The 16,724-nt window shown below is 37.0% G+C and carries 18 protein-coding genes; 1 reads left to right on the top strand and 17 read right to left on the bottom strand.

The features are described from left to right. Positions 1-395: 395 nt before the first annotated feature. From truD to CCAL5182_RS04755, 13 genes are all read right to left on the bottom strand, one after another. On the bottom strand, positions 396-1,520 hold the full coding sequence (gene truD, locus CCAL5182_RS04815) for a tRNA pseudouridine(13) synthase TruD (protein ID WP_442862140.1): 1,125 nt from the start codon (positions 1,518-1,520) through the stop codon (positions 396-398). Next, on the bottom strand, positions 1,498-2,319 hold the full coding sequence (locus tag CCAL5182_RS04810) for a thiamine-phosphate kinase (RefSeq protein WP_336610402.1): 822 nt from the start codon (positions 2,317-2,319) through the stop codon (positions 1,498-1,500). Before CCAL5182_RS04810 ends, truD begins: the two co-directional genes overlap by 23 nt. Before the next feature lie 11 nt (positions 2,320-2,330). Next, positions 2,331-4,142: a menaquinone biosynthesis decarboxylase gene (locus CCAL5182_RS04805; RefSeq protein WP_336610401.1), complete on the bottom strand. Its 1,812-nt coding sequence runs from the start codon at positions 4,140-4,142 to the stop codon at positions 2,331-2,333. Positions 4,143-4,161: 19 nt separating this feature from the next. Further along, positions 4,162-5,100, bottom strand: a complete 939-nt coding sequence (gene hemC, locus CCAL5182_RS04800; protein WP_336610400.1) for a hydroxymethylbilane synthase — start codon at positions 5,098-5,100, stop codon at positions 4,162-4,164. Further along, positions 5,075-5,377, bottom strand: a complete 303-nt coding sequence (locus CCAL5182_RS04795; protein WP_336610399.1) for a hypothetical protein — start codon at positions 5,375-5,377, stop codon at positions 5,075-5,077. Before CCAL5182_RS04795 ends, hemC begins: the two co-directional genes overlap by 26 nt. A 22-nt stretch (positions 5,378-5,399) precedes the next feature. Beyond that, positions 5,400-5,837 carry an FxsA family protein gene (locus CCAL5182_RS04790; protein ID WP_169935697.1) on the bottom strand — a complete coding sequence of 146 codons (438 nt, stop codon included), beginning with the start codon at positions 5,835-5,837 and terminating at the stop codon, positions 5,400-5,402. Further along, positions 5,831-7,534, bottom strand: a complete 1,704-nt coding sequence (locus tag CCAL5182_RS04785) for a proline--tRNA ligase (protein WP_336610398.1) — start codon at positions 7,532-7,534, stop codon at positions 5,831-5,833. Before CCAL5182_RS04785 ends, CCAL5182_RS04790 begins: the two co-directional genes overlap by 7 nt. Then, entirely contained in the window at positions 7,521-8,819 is a 1,299-nt protein-coding gene (gene hemA / locus CCAL5182_RS04780) for a glutamyl-tRNA reductase (protein WP_336610397.1), read from the bottom strand. Before hemA ends, CCAL5182_RS04785 begins: the two co-directional genes overlap by 14 nt. Beyond that, positions 8,819-9,712 (bottom strand): polyprenyl synthetase family protein, encoded by an 894-nt coding sequence (locus CCAL5182_RS04775; protein WP_169935691.1) that lies wholly within the window; start codon positions 9,710-9,712, stop codon positions 8,819-8,821. Before CCAL5182_RS04775 ends, hemA begins: the two co-directional genes overlap by 1 nt. An 8-nt stretch (positions 9,713-9,720) precedes the next feature. Continuing rightward, positions 9,721-10,149, bottom strand: a complete 429-nt coding sequence (locus CCAL5182_RS04770) for a hypothetical protein (RefSeq protein ID WP_336610396.1) — start codon at positions 10,147-10,149, stop codon at positions 9,721-9,723. Beyond that, the gene (locus CCAL5182_RS04765; protein ID WP_169935687.1) at positions 10,142-10,396 is read right to left on the bottom strand and encodes a DUF2018 family protein; all 255 of its coding nucleotides are present in this window, start codon (positions 10,394-10,396) and stop codon (positions 10,142-10,144) included. Before CCAL5182_RS04765 ends, CCAL5182_RS04770 begins: the two co-directional genes overlap by 8 nt. A gap of 67 nt (positions 10,397-10,463) precedes the next feature. Further along, positions 10,464-11,087 (bottom strand): HAD family hydrolase, encoded by a 624-nt coding sequence (locus tag CCAL5182_RS04760; protein WP_336610395.1) that lies wholly within the window; start codon positions 11,085-11,087, stop codon positions 10,464-10,466. Next, positions 11,084-11,416, bottom strand: coding sequence for a hypothetical protein (locus tag CCAL5182_RS04755; protein WP_169935683.1), 333 nt, complete (start codon positions 11,414-11,416; stop codon positions 11,084-11,086). The genes CCAL5182_RS04760 and CCAL5182_RS04755 overlap by 4 nt, the downstream gene beginning before the upstream one ends. Positions 11,417-11,553: 137 nt before the next feature. Here CCAL5182_RS04755 and CCAL5182_RS04750 point away from each other — a divergent pair, with 137 nt between their 5' ends. Beyond that, complete coding sequence (locus CCAL5182_RS04750) at positions 11,554-12,831, top strand: O-acetylhomoserine aminocarboxypropyltransferase/cysteine synthase family protein (RefSeq protein WP_336610394.1); 1,278 nt, start codon at positions 11,554-11,556, stop codon at positions 12,829-12,831. A 23-nt stretch (positions 12,832-12,854) separates the two neighbouring features. On the opposite strand, the gene CCAL5182_RS04745 is transcribed toward CCAL5182_RS04750, so the two are convergent. The 4 genes from CCAL5182_RS04745 to CCAL5182_RS04730 are packed head-to-tail and all read right to left on the bottom strand — an operon-like array spanning position 12,855 to position 16,704. Then, the gene (locus CCAL5182_RS04745; RefSeq protein WP_169971649.1) at positions 12,855-14,300 is read right to left on the bottom strand and encodes a potassium/proton antiporter; all 1,446 of its coding nucleotides are present in this window, start codon (positions 14,298-14,300) and stop codon (positions 12,855-12,857) included. 20 nt (positions 14,301-14,320) lie between these two features. Next, the gene (locus CCAL5182_RS04740) at positions 14,321-14,758 is read right to left on the bottom strand and encodes a pyridoxal-5'-phosphate-dependent protein (RefSeq protein ID WP_169935677.1); all 438 of its coding nucleotides are present in this window, start codon (positions 14,756-14,758) and stop codon (positions 14,321-14,323) included. Positions 14,759-14,785: 27 nt separating this feature from the next. Continuing rightward, entirely contained in the window at positions 14,786-16,024 is a 1,239-nt protein-coding gene (locus tag CCAL5182_RS04735; protein ID WP_336610403.1) for an ArsS family sensor histidine kinase, read from the bottom strand. Further along, the gene (locus tag CCAL5182_RS04730; RefSeq protein WP_336610393.1) at positions 16,024-16,704 is read right to left on the bottom strand and encodes a response regulator transcription factor; all 681 of its coding nucleotides are present in this window, start codon (positions 16,702-16,704) and stop codon (positions 16,024-16,026) included. The genes CCAL5182_RS04735 and CCAL5182_RS04730 overlap by 1 nt, the downstream gene beginning before the upstream one ends. Positions 16,705-16,724 lie beyond the last annotated feature (20 nt).

The raw sequence follows: 16,724 nt of genomic DNA, 5'->3' as shown, positions 1-16,724 counted from the left end.
ATCATTTTAAATGCAAGTTACTGTCAGTTTTAACGCGTGGATACATATGTAGCCAACAAGAGTTAAAGCATGATTTTAATGTTGATAAATTTAAAACACTAGATAAAAGCCAGCAATAAGGCTTGGCAAATTTTATAAACATATATCTACAGCAACCTTTTAAGATGGATCGCGTATGGTTGACATAAATTTAGCAGGCATGAATAAAAAAATAAACGATAAAGTATCGTGAGATAGCTTTAAATGCTCCGCTTTGCTACACTCATGACCAAAAGCAGAAATGCAAAAATTTTTATATCAAGACTAGGCAAGTAGCCTGTTACAGAGCAAAAAATTCAAACTCATTTTTTACAGAGTCTGAAAAACAAGAAAAATACTCACAAAACAAGCCATTATCACTCAAAGATATTTTTATGAAGAATTTCTTCTAACACCACTGTCGCATACGACCCTTTTTGCAAGGTAAAATCTATCGTATAGTGCGCCTTCTCTTCATTATATCTATGGCTTACATTTTCTAAATAACTCCACGCAAAGCGCCTTGATCCGCTCATTTTGTTTTCAAATTCCATCGCTTCGCCAAAGATTTCATCTTCGATAGTTTTAGCCATGCCTTCGCTTTTATAGGCTTTTTGCCCGATTATCAGCCCGCAGCTTGTAATATCTCTTGCGTTAAACCTAACCGTCTCAGCCTCTAAATCCTCACACAAAAAGCACTTGCCAAATGGATAACGTCCTAAAACCTCACCCTTTATTAGCTTAAAAAATTGCTTTTGCTCTTTTAGACTTTTTAACTCATCCACGTTCATAAATTTATATATTTCAGCCAGCTCCTTTAGACTAAAATCCTGCACAAACCTTGAAATTTCAACACGTTTGCTAAGCCAGCGGTTAAAAAGATCACTTTGAAAAGCTGAGATCAAAAAATCGCTCATCTTTGGATTTTTTAACTTCTTACCCTCCAGTGTGCCGTGCTTTAGTAGCTCAAGCCCACCCGCCGCATTATCGCCAAATTTGCCAAAACGCTGATAGCCAAAGTAGTTCGCATAGCCCATTTTATCTATCGCATCTATCACTTGAGCAAGCTTAGACGCCTCACTTGGCATAACTTTTTTAAGCCTTATGAAAAAACTATTGCCTTTTAAATGCCCAATTCTAAGCTTATTATTATGTGCGTTTGCGCTTAAAATTTTCATCTTTTCATGGCTAAAATTTGAGATTTTTTCCTCAAATTTACGTGGTAGGCTGATAAACTGCGTAGTCATTCCTTGTTTATCCTTTAGCCCCGCATAGCCAAATTCCCTGATTTTTACACCCGAAAAGTCGCTAAGCGCGCGTAAGGCTTCTTGTGTCGTCATATCTTTTTTAGAGATTTCGATGACTAGGTGTTCGCCCTCGCCGCTAAAGTCGTAAAGCGGAATTTCACGCACAACAAAATCATCTGAATTCTTGCTAAAATAGGCATTTATCGGCGTATGTGTAAGCGCATAAAGTGGCTTAAAAATGGTGTTCTCTTGCATTGTTTTTATATCTTCCTTTTGTTGTTTTTGCAAAAATCGTTATCTTAGTCCGACTCTTTTTGGCTAGATTTTCTATCTTTTTGCGATTTTTAGCGGCAAATGCAAATAAAATCTCATACTCTTCCCCGCTTTTTAGCTCGCTTTTGCTTAGCTTTTTGCTAAATTTCACGCCAAGCCCACTTGCTTTGCAAAGCTTTGCTAGATCCGCACCAAGCCCGTCTGAGATATCCATCGCGGCGCTTACCAGCTTAGCCGAGCGATAAAAAAACCTATCCCTTAAAACAGGCTTTTTAAAGCGCGAATTTCTAGCCATGCTCCCGCCTCTTAGTAAGGCTTTTAACCCATTTAGGCTATCTCCGAGCTTGCCTGTAAATGCAAGCAGATCGCCCGCTTTAGCGCCGCTTCGCAGTACTGCCCGAGGGTTTAACTCCGAGATAATCGTAACGCTTATGATGATCTTATCCGAGCTTATCGTATCGCCGCCGATTATCGTTACGCCAAACTCATCGCACGCTCTTTTAAAGCCGTCCCTTAAAAGCGAAATTTGCTCCATTTTTAGGCTCTTTGGGACACCAAGTCCGATAAGTGCAAACTTTGGCACGGCATTCATGACAACAGCGTCCGAGATATTTGCGATCATTGCTTTATAGGCTATTTCGTCAAGTTCTAGCCAACCACGTTTAAAATGCGAGCCCTCTACGAACAAATCCTTACTATACACCCATTTGCCGACCACAGCGCCGTCATCACCAAGATAGGAATTGGTAAATTTATCGATTATCGCTTGCTCTTTATTCATACTTAAAGAATTTAGCCAAAAATTTCAAATTTCTCAAATAACTCCGGCTCATCCTTGATCACGCCACGTTTTATAAGATCATAAACAATATCTTTGGTGCAATCCGTCTGCTTTGGCCACTCTCTTGTATAGCCTTCAAGCTCATTTTTACTTGTTGCATCAACACAAAAAACACCATCTTTGATATAAATATCACGCATGGCATCGATATTGTTAACAACGCGCCAAAGTAACATATAGGCATTTTCTATGCGATTTTCAACCCCAACAAAGATAAGGATTCTAAAGTTTTCTTTAAATTTAAGCAGCTTTTCGAAAATAGACGAAACGTTCTCGTTTTTACCAAATTTTATAACGCAGATCGGATTTTTAGTGTTTGTTTTATACTGTTTTAGCTCTAAAATTTTCTTACTCACGCTTTGAAATTTATCCAAAAGTTCTTTATCGCTTAAAAGTACTGGAGCGTTAGCACTACAATCAACTGTCGCATCTATGCCAAGCTTTCCACCATAGCACGAATTTGGTGAGGCGTGATCAAGCTGGTCGCAAACTCCCTCGCTTATAAGAATGCTTTTTACTCCAAAACGGTTTAACACAAGATCACTAATCGCTTCATAATCTCCAAGTCCGGGCGCGTTTTGATCCACAAAAATAGCATGCTTTACAAAGCTCATCTGTCCCACTCCCCAAAAAGCGTGCATAGCTTGTTTGGCATGTCCTGGATATATCGCATTAAGTTTTGCTAAGATAAGATTATGAAAAACACCATTTTCAGGCATGTTATAGTCTATGAGCTCAGGAACTGTCGTGCGCAAAAGCGGTAAAAATATACGCTCGGTCGCCCAGCCCATATACTTATCTTCCAAAGGTGGCTTACCAACAACCGTTGCGTGAAATACAGGCTCTTTTTTGTGCGTTATCGCTGTTACATCCATCACCGGAAATGGCTCGATCGGTGTGTAAAAACCCGTATGGTCGCCAAAAGGCCCTTCAAGCTCAAATTTATCCGTATCCACAAACCCTTCGATCACAAAATCTGCATCGTGTGGGACATAAATTTCATTTGTCAGGCTTTTGACTAGTCTTGCGGGACTTTTACGGATAAAACCGTAAAGAAGTAGCTCAAAGATCCCCTTTGGAAGCGGCGCCTGACCGCACCATATATAAAGAGGATCGCCTCCGATCGCTACAGATACAGGCATTTTGCGTCCGGCACGCTTATACTCATTAAAAAAATTTGCACCGTCTTTATGTATCTGCCAGTGCATACCAAGACGATTTTTATCATAAACTTGCAAGCGATACATACCCAAATTTTGAAGCTCTCCGTCTAAGCTTTGAGTATAAACCTGTCCCATGGTTATAAAAGCACCGCCATCAAGCTCCCAAGTCTTTAAAGCCGGTAGATCATTTAAATTTACCGCATCGTCAAAATACGCTACATCTTGACACTCTCCGCGCTCTTTTAGTCTTTTAGTAAAGACATTTCTTAAACCAAAAAGATAACTCATGAAGTCAATCTTCTCCATAAAATTCTTTGGTTTTTTGGGTTTTAAAAGGGCTGAAATTTCATCTGCTATCGCATCCGGATGTGCTTTTAAGATAAGCTCTACCGCACGCTTTGAGCCAAAGATATTTGTAAGCACCGGTGGGTATTTTTTGCCATTTTTATCAGTTACATTTGTAAAAAGAAGTGCTTTACTGTCTGGCTTTTTAACCTCTATATAGCTAATATGCGCTATCTCAAGATCAATATCCACAGAATCACTTATCTCTCTTAAAAGGTCGTTTTTTCTTAAAATTTCAATGTAATTACTCTCCATGATAGCCCTTTACTTAAATTTATAAGGCGTTTGCCATAGCCTCAGCACGCATTAGAAGCTCTTTTGCGCCACGCTTTATAAATTCGTTTGCAAAATTTTCTCCTGCGCTTTTGTATTCATCTTTATTAACGACTGTTTTTTCTCTTAAAAACTCGCTTCCATCAGGCATTCCAACGATAGCTTCTATAAAAATTTCATCATTTTTTAGTTTTGCGCTAATGCCTATAGGAGCTTGACAACCACCATTTAGTCTAGCTACAAAAGCACGCTCGATAGTTGTTTCTATTACAGAATTTTCATCGTTTAAAAATTCTATCTCTTTTAAAATTTCATCTTTCTCCACACTCTCGATACCTAGTGCACCTTGACCCATGGCAGGTATCATTTGAGATAAACTAAACGGATAGATATGTTTTACTTCGTCTTTTATATTTAGGCGATTTATCCCCGCCATCGCCAAAATAATCGCATCAAATTCGCCCTCTTTTAGCTTTCTAAGTCTTGTTTGCACGTTTCCGCGAAGCGAAATGATCTCTAAATCAGGACGCATTATAAGAAGTTGCATGCGACGGCGAAGGCTTGTCGTACCGACTTTTGCACCTTTTGGAAGCTCATCGAAAGTAGCGTATTTTTCACTTATCATCGCATCTCTTACGTCTTCACGCGAACAAATCGCCGCCAAAACAAGACCTTGTGGAAATTCAACCGGAACATCTTTTAGGCTATGAACAGCTATATCACTCTCGCCACGTAACATGCTCTCCTCAAGCTCTTTTGTAAAAAGCCCTTTGCCGCCTATCTTAGCAAGCGGGGTATCAAGTATCACGTCACCTTTTGTTTTCATTCCGACAAGCTCTACGTTTAAGTCTTTATGTTGCGTAGTTAACCTGTCTTTGATATGCTCGCTTTGCCACATCGCAAGGATGCTTTTTCTAGTTGCAATCTTGAGTGTTTTCATCTTTTAACCTTTCGTATGTTATGCTTACTTTTTCTCCCAAAAGTTCGTCTCTCATACTTGTTTTTGTATTTAAATTTATAATATCTGTCGTAAAAATTCCATCTTTTATAAATAAAATTTCTCTTTTTTCCATCTCTTTTTTAAGCGGTATAAACTCGAATTTTACATTAAAAACATGAGCCTCAAAACCACCCCTAAGCTCTATAATCTTTGCCGTTTTTACTGACTTTACGAAAATTTTATCATTTGCCTGATAGTTTGCCTTTATAAATTCCAAAGCTTCACTTGCAAATGCAAGATTAGCGAACAGACTTAGGCTCGTCAACAACTTCAACATCAATTATTTCACTGTTATTTTTATCTTCGCTTTTGGTACTAAATTCATAATACGTATAATTATGCGTAAAATTTTGTGTATTATCTACCTTTGGTTTAAAGAAAAAGGAGGCTATAATAACACAAATTCCTATCGCGTCTGTCAAAAGACCCGGCAAAAACAGCAAAAGTCCGCCAAGCCCCAAACTAATGGCGTTAAAAATTTTTAACCCGCCAAACATATCTTGCATATTGTTTTGAGAAAAGATATTGCCAAAGCCTAGTCTAAACATCAGCAATATCCCGATAAATCCACTTATCATAACCTCGCTAAAAAATGCAAAGAAACCATAAGCAATGATAAAAAGATAAGCCAAAATAAGCTCTATTATCAAATACGGTAAAAAAGTAATCCTTAGCATAATCTTTCTTTTAACATCCCAAGCGCGTCTTTGGCTTCTATCTCTGTTTTAATAAGTTCATTACGCTCTATAAATTCTACTTTTCCGTTTTCAAGCCCTTTACCAACAACTATCGCAAACGGGCAACCTATAAGCTCATAATCGTTCATTTTAACACCAAAACGCTCATTTCTATCATCAAAAAGAACGTCTATACCTGCATTTTTAGCGCTTTCATAAAGCTCATTCGCATACTGGCTAGCTCTTTCGTCTTTAAAATTTGAAAGCACTATAACAGCATCAAAAGGAGCGCATTCTTTCTTCCAAACACAACCCCTATCATCATGGCTTTGCTCTATCATTACAGCCATGAGTCTTGATACGCCTATACCATAGCAACCCATAACATAAGGCTTTGCTTTACCATTAGGATCTAAAAATGTAGCATTCATAGCGCTTGAGTACTTATCCCCTAGTTGAAATATATGTCCTACCTCTATGCCTTTGCTAAGCTCAAGCTCACCACCACAATGAGGACATCTATCTCCTGCACTAACACTTGCTAGGTCTTTAAATCTATCTTCGTTAAAGCTACTAACACTAACACCTATAAAATGGTAGTCTTTTTCGTTTGCACCACAAATCATCTGCGTGTTATCTCTAAGCTCATTATCTATGTAAAAGTCTACATTTTTTAGGCCAACAGGTCCGCAAAAGCCAGCTACAATACCCGCATTGGCTATCTCGTCTTCATTTGCGTCAACTATCTCAAGTGCGCCACAAGCATTTTGAGCCTTTACATCCTGAAGTTCGTCATTGCCACGTATAAAAAACACGACAATTTTTGAGTTATCTTCATATACAGCCTTTTTTATGACTGCTTTTATCGTATAAAACTCATCTACTTTAAAAAATTCCGCTATATCTTTTATGGTTTTTGTATCAGGAGTATAAAATTTATTGGCATCGGCTTGCGGTAAGTGTGTTTTTGTTGTTTTTGGTGCACGAGTCGCAGCCTCAACGTTTGCGGCATAAGAGCACTCTTTGCAACAAAGTATATCATCTTCGCCGTTTTTTGCAAGCACCATAAATTCTTTACTGCCGCTACCGCCTATCGCGCCACTATCGGCATCTACTGCACGGAAATTTAAACTAAGTCTGGTAAAAATTTTAGAATAAGTGCGCTCCATCAGGTCAAATTCGCGCTTTAGATCTTGCGTATCGGCATGAAAACTATACGCATCTTTCATTATAAATTCGCGTCCTCTTAAAATTCCAAATCTAGGACGTGCTTCATCGCGAAATTTGGTATTTATCTGATAGATATTTTTTGGCATGTCTTTATAGCTGTTTAGCTTTCCACGCATTGTTGCTACGGCTGATTCTTCGTTTGTAGGACTTATAACAAAGTCATTGTCCTTTCTGTCTTTAAAACGCAAAAGCTCTTTGCCATAAACTGCATATCTTCCGCTTTGCTTCCAAAGCTCGGCATTAGTAACTGCACTAAAAGTCATCTCTAATGCACCTGCCGCATCCATCTCTTCTCTTACTACATATTCGATCTTCTTAAGTACACGTTGTGCCAAAGGAAGATAGTTGTAAAGCCCTGCTCCATTTTGCTCGACAAATCCACCGCGAACTAAAAATACATGGCTTGGCAAGCTGGCGTCTTTTGGCGCTTCTTTGGTAGTTGGTGCATAAAATTTAGAAAATCTCATTATTTTTCTCCATATCTATTTTTAAACTTTCGTTCTCGTCAGAAGTGATACCAAAGACAAATTTCATAGCATCGGCAATATCTTGAGCGTCTTTTCTGGTTGAAATCGTTTTTAAATTTACTGTAGGCAGATGCAAAAACGCCTTAAATACTTGATGTATAAGGCGTTGTGCTTCATCGTGATCGCTATTTTTCAAATAGCCTTTTTTTATCGCCTTTTCAAGCTCGTTTTTAGCACAATTTTTTGCTTGCTCGCGCACAGCTTTGATAACAGGTATGCTTATGTTATCTTTTAGAAATTTTAAAAATTCATTTGTGCTTTGCCCAACGATAGAGTAAGCAAGTTGCGCTTGCTCTTCACGAAGAGCTAAATTTTTCATCACGATCTCTTCTAGGTTATCAACCGTGTAGACATTTATCTTGTCGGTATTTACCAGATCTATATCTCTGGGAACGGCTATATCAAAGAAATATCTTCTAAATTCACAAGGCTCGATAAGAGCACCTGTTATGACTGCATGCGGCGCCGAAGTGCTTGAAAAGATCAGGTCGTATTTGTTTATATACTCTTTTAGTTTTAGTATGCTATCCCAACTAGCCTTATCACCAAGCTCATCAACAAGCTCCTCTACACGCTCGGTACTGCGGTTTATGATTATAACATTTGCACCATTTGCTATAAGATGTTTTGCGGCAAGCTCTCCCATCTCTCCTGCACCAACGACTATAGCGGTTTTGCCTTCTAGCGTTGTAAAAATTTCCTTTGCTTTAGCGACGGCGACCGATGAAACTGATATTGGATTTTTAGAAATTTGTGTTTCATTTCTAACTTTTGCCGCGCATTTACAAGCATAATGTATCGCCTTGCTTATACCGTTTGAGCACATTTGTTTATCAACGGCGAATTTAAAGGCGGCTTTTAGCTGACCTACTATCTGCGTTTCGCCAACAACCAGGCTGTCAAGCGAACTAGCAACTGAAAAAAGATGATGTATCGCGCCACTATCTTCATGAATATCGGCTCTTTCAAAAAGCTCATCTTCAAAAACACCCGAAAATACGGCTATACATCTTATGATGTGGTTTGTTGCGGTTTTTGTATCAGTTACATAAGTTAGCGCCTCAACCCTATTACATGTGCTTAAGACCATGCACTCATCGATATCTTTGCTTGATTTTATAAGTCTTAAAATTTGCTCTTTTTTCTCGTCATTATCAAAGGCTAACTTCTCTCTAACTTCGATATCGGTATTTTTATGTGTAAAGCTTATACTTAAATAATGCATCAAAATTCCCTATCTATCATACTTTTTATAATACCTTCAAGCTCGAAATTTTTATACTCACTGATCGCTTCGAGTGCCTCTTGACAGAGTGTTTTAGCCTCATCTATGGCACGTTTTATACAGCCAAATTCGTTAAATTTATCTTTTATCCAAGAATTTTCTTTTTCATTCAAATCCTTGCCGTGAAGCGACTTTAGATACTCTTTATCTTGGCTATTTAAATTTTCGTAAAGATAAATATAAGGTAGCGTAGTTTTACCCTCTTTATAGTCATTCATAGCGGGCTTGCCGAGTGTGGCGCTATCTTGTGTTATATCAAGCACGTCGTCTATTATCTGAAAGGCAAGACCTAAATTTTTGCCGTAAATTCTAAATTTATCCACATTAAGACCAGCCATCATCGCCCCGCAAGCTGCAGTCGCTTCTATCAAAACAGCGGTTTTATAGTAAATCATATCCATGTATTTTTGTTTTTCAAAGTTAAATTTACCGCCAAGTTCAACATCCATAAGCTCACCTATACTTAGTCTGCTTACAGCAAATGAAACTTCTTTGGCAATGTTGGGACTAAAATTGCTAAGCTCGTAAAAGCCTTTTGAGTAAAATATATCGCCTAGCATTATTGAATTTTTAACTCCAAAAAGCGAATTTATACTTGGTTTACCGCGTCTTGTATCCGCATCGTCTATAACGTCATCATGTAGTAAACTAGCAAGATGAATAAGTTCAATTATTGCACAAAGTTTTAAGACATTTTCATCTTCGTTTGCTATCTTTAAAAGTAACTTGGAGCGGAGTTTTTTGCCAGAGCTGACACATTTAAACATCTCCATAGCCTTTTCGTATCCCAGCTCTTGTATAAATTCTGCCATTATTTTATCTATTTTATCCATTATTCGCCTTATTGTTGTGATTGCAAAGGGTCGATAAATTCGACATCTATGCGCTTCTCTTCATCAAGTATGTTTACTTTAAACGTTGCTTTTTTATTTTCAAATTTTATAAACGAAAGATACAGCTTTACACTATCATTCGTCGGTCTTGTAAAGTCAGGTATAATGCGCTGCATATATGTATCATGTCCGAGCCTAAGCGACATCGTCATATGACGCGGATATCTTCGAAAAAAGCTTTGCACGATGATATTTGTGCTATCAAAAAGAGTCCAACGAAAGTCAAAACTATCTCTTTTTTGAGTGGCTTTTTCTGTTATAAAAACACGTGCCCACTGATCTTTTTTGAGTTCAAATTCATAAGTTGGGTTAAAATTCGCAGCACCGGCAAAAGCAAAATTTATAAAAACAAACAATCCAAGAAAAATTTTATTCATTTTGACTTAAAATTTCTCCACTTAACCCGATATAAAGGTCATTTAATCCATCTTGCAAGCCTTGTGGATTTGTTGATTTGAAAGATAGAATTTCAGTGTTTGAGATACCTTTTTGTTCGCAAATTTCACGCATAGCGATCAACTCTTCAAAAATTTTATCAAGTTCATTTGAAACGATATTTTTATCAGCATAAAATAAAATTTCAAAAAATTTATCTCTCAAAGAACCATCAAATATATCTTGCATACACTTCTTTCTATTTAAAATATTTAATTATAGCCAAATAAAGCTAAAAAAAATTTGATTAATACGCTTAAAACTCCGATATAAGCGCCCATGCCTCTTTTATGCTTGAAGCATTAAATTCTGCGCTTTGACTTTTTTTACCAAATCCCCAGCTAACTTGCATGTATGGCATTTTAGCGTTTTTTGCGGCAAGTTCATCTTTCATGCTATCGCCGACAAACATCGCACGACTAGCACCAACGCGCTCGCAAGCAAGAAGAAGCATAGTAGGGTCAGGCTTTTGCGGTATATACTCACTAGCCCCTATAATTTCATCAAAAATTTCATAAATTTCACATTTTTTAAGGATGGCTTCAAGAGTATTTTGAGGTGCATTAGACGCTAGAACAACTTTAAAATTTTCATTCTTACATAAATTTAAAAGCTCGTCTATGCCATTGTAACAAACCGCATAAAGGTCGTAATACTTTTTAAATTTCTCCTCAAATCCCTCTTTTAAACTCGCACTTGGTCTATCTATGCCGTAAAAATCAAGTCCTAAATTTCTACCTGGTTCATTTATGACTTTTATAATAAAGTCTGCTTCAAGAGGCGCCAAATTCATCTGCTCTCTTACTTCGTTTACTGTTTTTTCTATGGCGATAGAGCTGTCTATTATCGTGCCGTCCATATCAAATATTATCGTCTTCAATCCTCATCCTTAAATTTATTTTTATGTTTATCTTTTTTATATGTTTTTGACTTTCTAAGCCTATCAAGAGCATTTGCACTTTTTAGAAGTTCGTCTTTTTTTGCATTTGTTATAAGTAAATTTATAAATTCTTCAAGCGCTTTTGTGTATGGCTGATCAAGATAAACACTCTCAACTTTTGAGATAATCTCGGCATTTTTAGCCACTCTAGCACGAAAGGCTTCTTCATCAAAATCATCTCTTTTTAATGAAGATGTTGCAAATTTAGCAAATTTCTCCAATGCTCGCAGATATTTTACACGCTTTGCTTTTTCATCTATAAAATTCATATTTCCTCTTTAAATTTGTGTGATTATAGCAAGGTTTTTGCAAAAATTTTATAAAATTTATGCAATGTTTACTTTATTACTATTTTATTTATTATTGTCTTATAAAATCGACAAAATTCAATCAAAAAGGAGAGTCAATGAATCAAGAAACCATTGCTACACATGCGGGATATGATACAAAAACAGGCGTTGGAGCTATGTCAGTACCGATATATTCAGCTACGGCATTTGACTTTGGCACAGCTCAAATCGCGGCAAATCGTTTTTGTCTAGCGGAGTTTGGACCCATTTATTCGCGTCTTACAAACCCTACTCTTGATATACTAGAGACACGTTTTGCTACTCTTGATAAGGGAGCGGCTGCCATTAGCACCTCAAGCGGACAAGCGGCTACTTTTTTTGCATTAGCAAATTTAGCACAAGTTGGAGATAACGTCATAGTAGCAAAAAAGATCTATGGTGGCTCAAGCACACTTATCACTCATACGATGAAACGCTTTGGTATAAACGCTAGACCTTTTGACTCTGACAACGCAGACGAACTTGAAAGTTTAATAGACGAAAATACTAGAGCTATATTTTTTGAAAGTCTTTCAAACCCGCAAATAGCCATACCAGATATCGAGAAAATAACAAAAATCGCAAAAAAACACAAAATCGTAACCATTGCCGATAATACGGTTGCCACTCCGGTTTTATTTGAAGCTTTCAAGCATGGCGTAGACGTGACACTTTATAGCGCCACAAAATACATAGGTGGTCAAGGAAATGTAATGGGCGGCATGATAGTTAGTTCAAAAGAGCTAAATAGCCTACTTGTAAACAATCCAAGATACCCGCACTTTAACGAACCGGACGAAAGCTATCATGGTCTTGTTTATGGCACATTGGCTGCAAATTTTGATATTTTTACATTACGTATTAGGCTTTCATTGATGAGAGATATCGGAGCAACACTTTCACCAAGTAGCGCTTACGGGCTTATACAAGGTCTTGAAACGTTAAGCATAAGAATGCAAAAACACTGTCAAAATGCACAAAAGATCGCAGAATTTTTAAATACACATCCAAAAGTAAAGTCAGTAAATTACCCTGGTCTTAAAAATGATCCGTTTTACGATAAAGCACAAAGATATCTAAAAGACGGGCTTGCAAGCGGTCTTATAAGCTTTGACCTTAGCAGTAAAGAAGCTGCCACTCGCGTTATAAACAGCACCAAAATTTTTAGTATAGTCGTAAATATCGGCGATACCAAATCACTAATCACCCACCCAGCAAGCACTACACACTCGCAACTTAGCGAGGAAGAGCTTGAAAAAGTAGGTGTAGGAGCAGGAAGTATACGCCTAAGCATAGGCATAGAAGATGCCAATGACTTAATAGAAGATATAAAGCAGGCCTTAGGTAACGCATAAATTTCAAAGGGTCTTTTTGACCCTTATCCGACAAGAGCCTTTATGGTGTCTTGATATAAAGCGTGATTTTCACACTGAACCAACAACAAATCCCCCTCGTTAAATATATAAGAACCAGTAGGCTTTAAATACTCATTTTTACGCTTAACAAGGATGATCAAAAATTCACTTGGCAAACTAACCTCCGCCAAGTTTTTACCTATAACTTTTGCCCCTAAATTTATAGTGTATTGACGAAGTGCGTAAGTTAAGATAGGCGAGTTTTCTACTTTGGCGTTTTCTTCTTGAGCCTCATCTAGCCTAACATTAAATTTAGTCGCAGCGTAGCCTATGGACATACCTTGCATACAAATAGAAGTAAGCACCATAAAAAAGACGATGTTAAATATAATGTTTGCATTAGGGATATTTTCTACATATGTGTATGTAGCAAGGATGATAGGCACAACTCCTCTAAGCCCCACCCATGAAACAAAAAGCTTTTCATTAAAGTTAAATTTAGAGCCGATAAGCGATACAAAAACACCTACCGGACGAGCTATAAAAGTCAGCCATAAAGATAGCACAAATGCCATAAGCGCTATTTCTGGAAGCTGCGAAGGAAATACAAGAAGACCTAGTGTTAAAAATACCACTATCTGCATAGCCCACGCTATACCATCATGAAAGCCGATCAAATTTTTCTTATGGACAAAATCCCTTTTGTTTATAAAAATACCCGCAATATAAACTGCCAAGTAACCATTGCCGCCTATCTTAAAGCAAAGCGTATACAAAAGCAGTATCCAAGCCATCGAAAATACCGGATACATACCCCAGTTGCTTAGTCTCAGTCTGTTAAATATCGAAGGTAACGCTAGTCCGAACAAATACCCAAGAGCTATACCTATACCAAACTGCATACCCAAAACACTCAACCAATCAACCGGAGAAGGAATTTGTGAAATGGATATTATCTGAATGATATTCATCGTTAAAAATATCGCCATTGGATCGTTTGAGCCAGACTCAAATTCTATAAGAGGGGCCAGGTTATTTTTAAGTGAAATTTTCTTTGCACGAAGTATAGCAAACACCGCAGCTGCGTCAGTTGATGATATGACGGCTCCTAGTAAAAGAGACTCAAGCCAACTAAATCCGAGCAGAATTTTAGCCATCGGCGCTACTGCAAAAGCAGTAAGTATGACACCAATCGTAGCAAGAGTAAGTCCTCTTGAAAATACCGGCTTTATAGAGGAAAAATTTGTATCAAGCCCTCCTGCATAAAGTATAAATATAAGAGCGAGCATGCCTACGTTTTGGGCTATGATTTGATTATCAAAATGCACACCAAGCAAGCCTTCGGAACCTGCAAGCATGCCGACACCTAAAAAAACCAAAAGAGCGGGTATGCCAAATTTATCAGAAATTTTACTTATAAGTATACTTGCTAGCAGCAAGATCGCAAAAAATAACAATAAATTTTCCATTTAAGCTCCGACTTTAAATTTTATAATCTCTCTTCAAATATATCAAATGCCTCTTCGGTATTTAGGCATTTTAAAATAACCCCGTAGTTATCTTTTATCTCATCTTGAAGCTTAGCGATCAACTCTTTGCCAGTCTTGCCATCTTTTGGATAAGTGATTATCACATCAATTGGCTCTGAGTTTAAAAATTCTTGTATACCGCTTAAAACCACAGCTGCACCATTTTTATCAGTATGATAAAGCACTGCGATATAGTGATCACCCTCTTTTATAACAACATCTGTTCTTCTTAAAATTTTTTCAAAAATTTCACCGTATTCATAACCGTTTGGTATGCAAAAATATATAATGGAAAGTTGATTTGACCCATTCATAGTGTCGTTATATCTTTCTATAATGGCGATCTCAAGATCAACAAGCGAAAGTATATCTATAGAGGCGAATTCTTTAGCCGCCATACCGTGTCCTTTAAAATTTATTTTATTTTAGTTAATTATGTCTTTTAAATTCTCAAATGAGAAGATATTTAATCCATTTTTATGTTCGTAGTGTAGTTTTAACCCATGCGCTTCAAGAATATTGCTAACTATATAAAGTCCAAGACCAAAACTTTTTTGAGCATTTTCGCCTTTTATAAAAGGCTGAATATAAAAATTTAGATCATTTTTTAAAGCTTCACCTTTTGTGACAAATTTGATATGCTCTTTACTGACAACGATATTTACGTGCTTTTCGGGAGAGTATTTAAGTCCGTTATCGACCATATTTTTTATGGCAACCGAAAAAAGCTTAAAGTCAACCATAAGCCTTACATCATCAATAAAATTTATACTAACGCTATCTTTTTCAACCATCGCTATATCTAAAGCCTCGTCGATAAGATCTTGCATCAAGCAGACATTTTTATTTGCAAGTGCTATTTTAGAGGTCGTCTGTTCGATCGCGGCTAGTTCGTTTATAAGACTTTCTAGCTTATGAAAAACCGAGATCAAGCGATCTTGATTTTTACCTTTTTCTATCATTTGAGCAGCGATTAAACCTTTGGTTATAGGGGTTTTTAGCTCGTGCATGATATTTCTTAAAAACAAATGCCTTGAGTCATTTAGAGCTTTTATCTGACTAACTGCATTATAAAATGCTTCTGAAACTTCTGAAATTTCATCATTTCCGCTACTAACATTTTGCACAGCACTGAGATCTCCGGCGGCAAATTTTGTTATTTGTCGTTTTAGCTTTCTTAACGGTTTTATCTTGTAAATAACAAATATATAAGCGCCAAGCAAAATCATAGCAACAACGATAAAAACAGCCTTTATAACCTGATATCTATATGGCTGAAATTCCTTGTCCATCAAAAGTTTGGTTTCATCAAGATGTCGCATCATAAGATAGTGGTGTTTTTCATAAAGCAAGATCGCACTCGAGCCAATGTCATCAGAAATTTCTTCAATCACACTTGCTTGAGATAAAATTTGCGACTTTAAATTTTCATTTACTATCTCAGGCATATCAACATTACTAAGTTGTCTATCAAATTCATCCTTGTCGATAATACCACTCATGTAAAATAAATTTGTTCTAGCCACATTTGAGTATTTAGTATTTAGCTCTCTTGTATAGTTTTGCTTGTCATATTCCATCAACCATAAAAAAGCAAGAAATATCGAACTAAGCGCAAGAGCAAATATAAAAGTAATCGTGATAAAAACAGAAGAACGAGGCATCATAAAATTAACTTGTATCCGACGCCACGTATAGCATGTATATATCTTGGCTCTTTTGGATTTTCGCCAATTTTTGCACGTATGCGTCCGATTATAACGTCTATACTTTTGTTAGTGCTATCTTCATTGATGCTTTCACAGTTATAAATCAGCTCTTCTCTAGTAACCGCACCACCCTCTTTTAACATCAAATATCTCAAGATATCATACTCGGCAGCTGTTAAATTTACAACACTTCCCTTAAATAATATCTCATGCTCATACTCTTTTAGAACAAGATCTTTTGGTGTCTCTTTGTTGTTTTCTTCATTTAAACTAGCATTTTGTCTTCTAAGATGACTTTTTATGCGGGCAAGTAGCTCTTGCGGATCATAAGGCTTTGGCAAATAATCATCCGCTCCGTTATCTAGCGCATTGACTTTATCTGTTATATCATGGCGAGCGCTTGAGATTATGATCGGGATATTATGTTGTTTTCTTATCTCTTTGCAAACTTCAAGTCCGTCAAGTCCGGGCAGAGTAAGATCAAGTATAACAAGGTCAAAGGAATTTGTATTAAGAGTGGAAAGTCCGATATAAGGCTCTTCGGCTATCGTAACTTCCATGTCGTAATTATGTAAATATTCGCTTAAAATTTCAGCTAATTCAAAATCATCTTCAATCATAAGAATTCGTATCATAAAAAGCCCTTTTTTAAATC

Source organism: Campylobacter sp. 7477a (assembly GCF_014892335.1).
GTDB classification, from domain to species: Bacteria; Campylobacterota; Campylobacteria; order Campylobacterales; family Campylobacteraceae; genus Campylobacter_A; species Campylobacter_A californiensis.
This window is presented reverse-complemented; position numbering and strand designations above follow the sequence as displayed.

Coding starts and splice junctions, on each gene's coding strand:
- truD (WP_442862140.1), bottom strand. CDS start 1,520: ATGCAAGAGAACACCATTTTTAAGCCACTTTATGCGCTTACACATACG.
- CCAL5182_RS04810 (WP_336610402.1), bottom strand. CDS start 2,319: ATGAATAAAGAGCAAGCGATAATCGATAAATTTACCAATTCCTATCTT.
- CCAL5182_RS04805 (WP_336610401.1), bottom strand. CDS start 4,142: ATGGAGAGTAATTACATTGAAATTTTAAGAAAAAACGACCTTTTAAGA.
- hemC (WP_336610400.1), bottom strand. CDS start 5,100: ATGAAAACACTCAAGATTGCAACTAGAAAAAGCATCCTTGCGATGTGG.
- CCAL5182_RS04790 (WP_169935697.1), bottom strand. CDS start 5,837: ATGCTAAGGATTACTTTTTTACCGTATTTGATAATAGAGCTTATTTTG.
- CCAL5182_RS04785 (WP_336610398.1), bottom strand. CDS start 7,534: ATGAGATTTTCTAAATTTTATGCACCAACTACCAAAGAAGCGCCAAAA.
- hemA (WP_336610397.1), bottom strand. CDS start 8,819: ATGCATTATTTAAGTATAAGCTTTACACATAAAAATACCGATATCGAA.
- CCAL5182_RS04775 (WP_169935691.1), bottom strand. CDS start 9,712: ATGGATAAAATAGATAAAATAATGGCAGAATTTATACAAGAGCTGGGA.
- CCAL5182_RS04770 (WP_336610396.1), bottom strand. CDS start 10,149: ATGAATAAAATTTTTCTTGGATTGTTTGTTTTTATAAATTTTGCTTTT.
- CCAL5182_RS04765 (WP_169935687.1), bottom strand. CDS start 10,396: ATGCAAGATATATTTGATGGTTCTTTGAGAGATAAATTTTTTGAAATT.
- CCAL5182_RS04755 (WP_169935683.1), bottom strand. CDS start 11,416: ATGAATTTTATAGATGAAAAAGCAAAGCGTGTAAAATATCTGCGAGCA.
- CCAL5182_RS04750 (WP_336610394.1), top strand. CDS start 11,554: ATGAATCAAGAAACCATTGCTACACATGCGGGATATGATACAAAAACA.
- CCAL5182_RS04745 (WP_169971649.1), bottom strand. CDS start 14,300: ATGGAAAATTTATTGTTATTTTTTGCGATCTTGCTGCTAGCAAGTATA.
- CCAL5182_RS04740 (WP_169935677.1), bottom strand. CDS start 14,758: ATGGCGGCTAAAGAATTCGCCTCTATAGATATACTTTCGCTTGTTGAT.
- CCAL5182_RS04735 (WP_336610403.1), bottom strand. CDS start 16,024: ATGCCTCGTTCTTCTGTTTTTATCACGATTACTTTTATATTTGCTCTT.
- CCAL5182_RS04730 (WP_336610393.1), bottom strand. CDS start 16,704: ATGATACGAATTCTTATGATTGAAGATGATTTTGAATTAGCTGAAATT.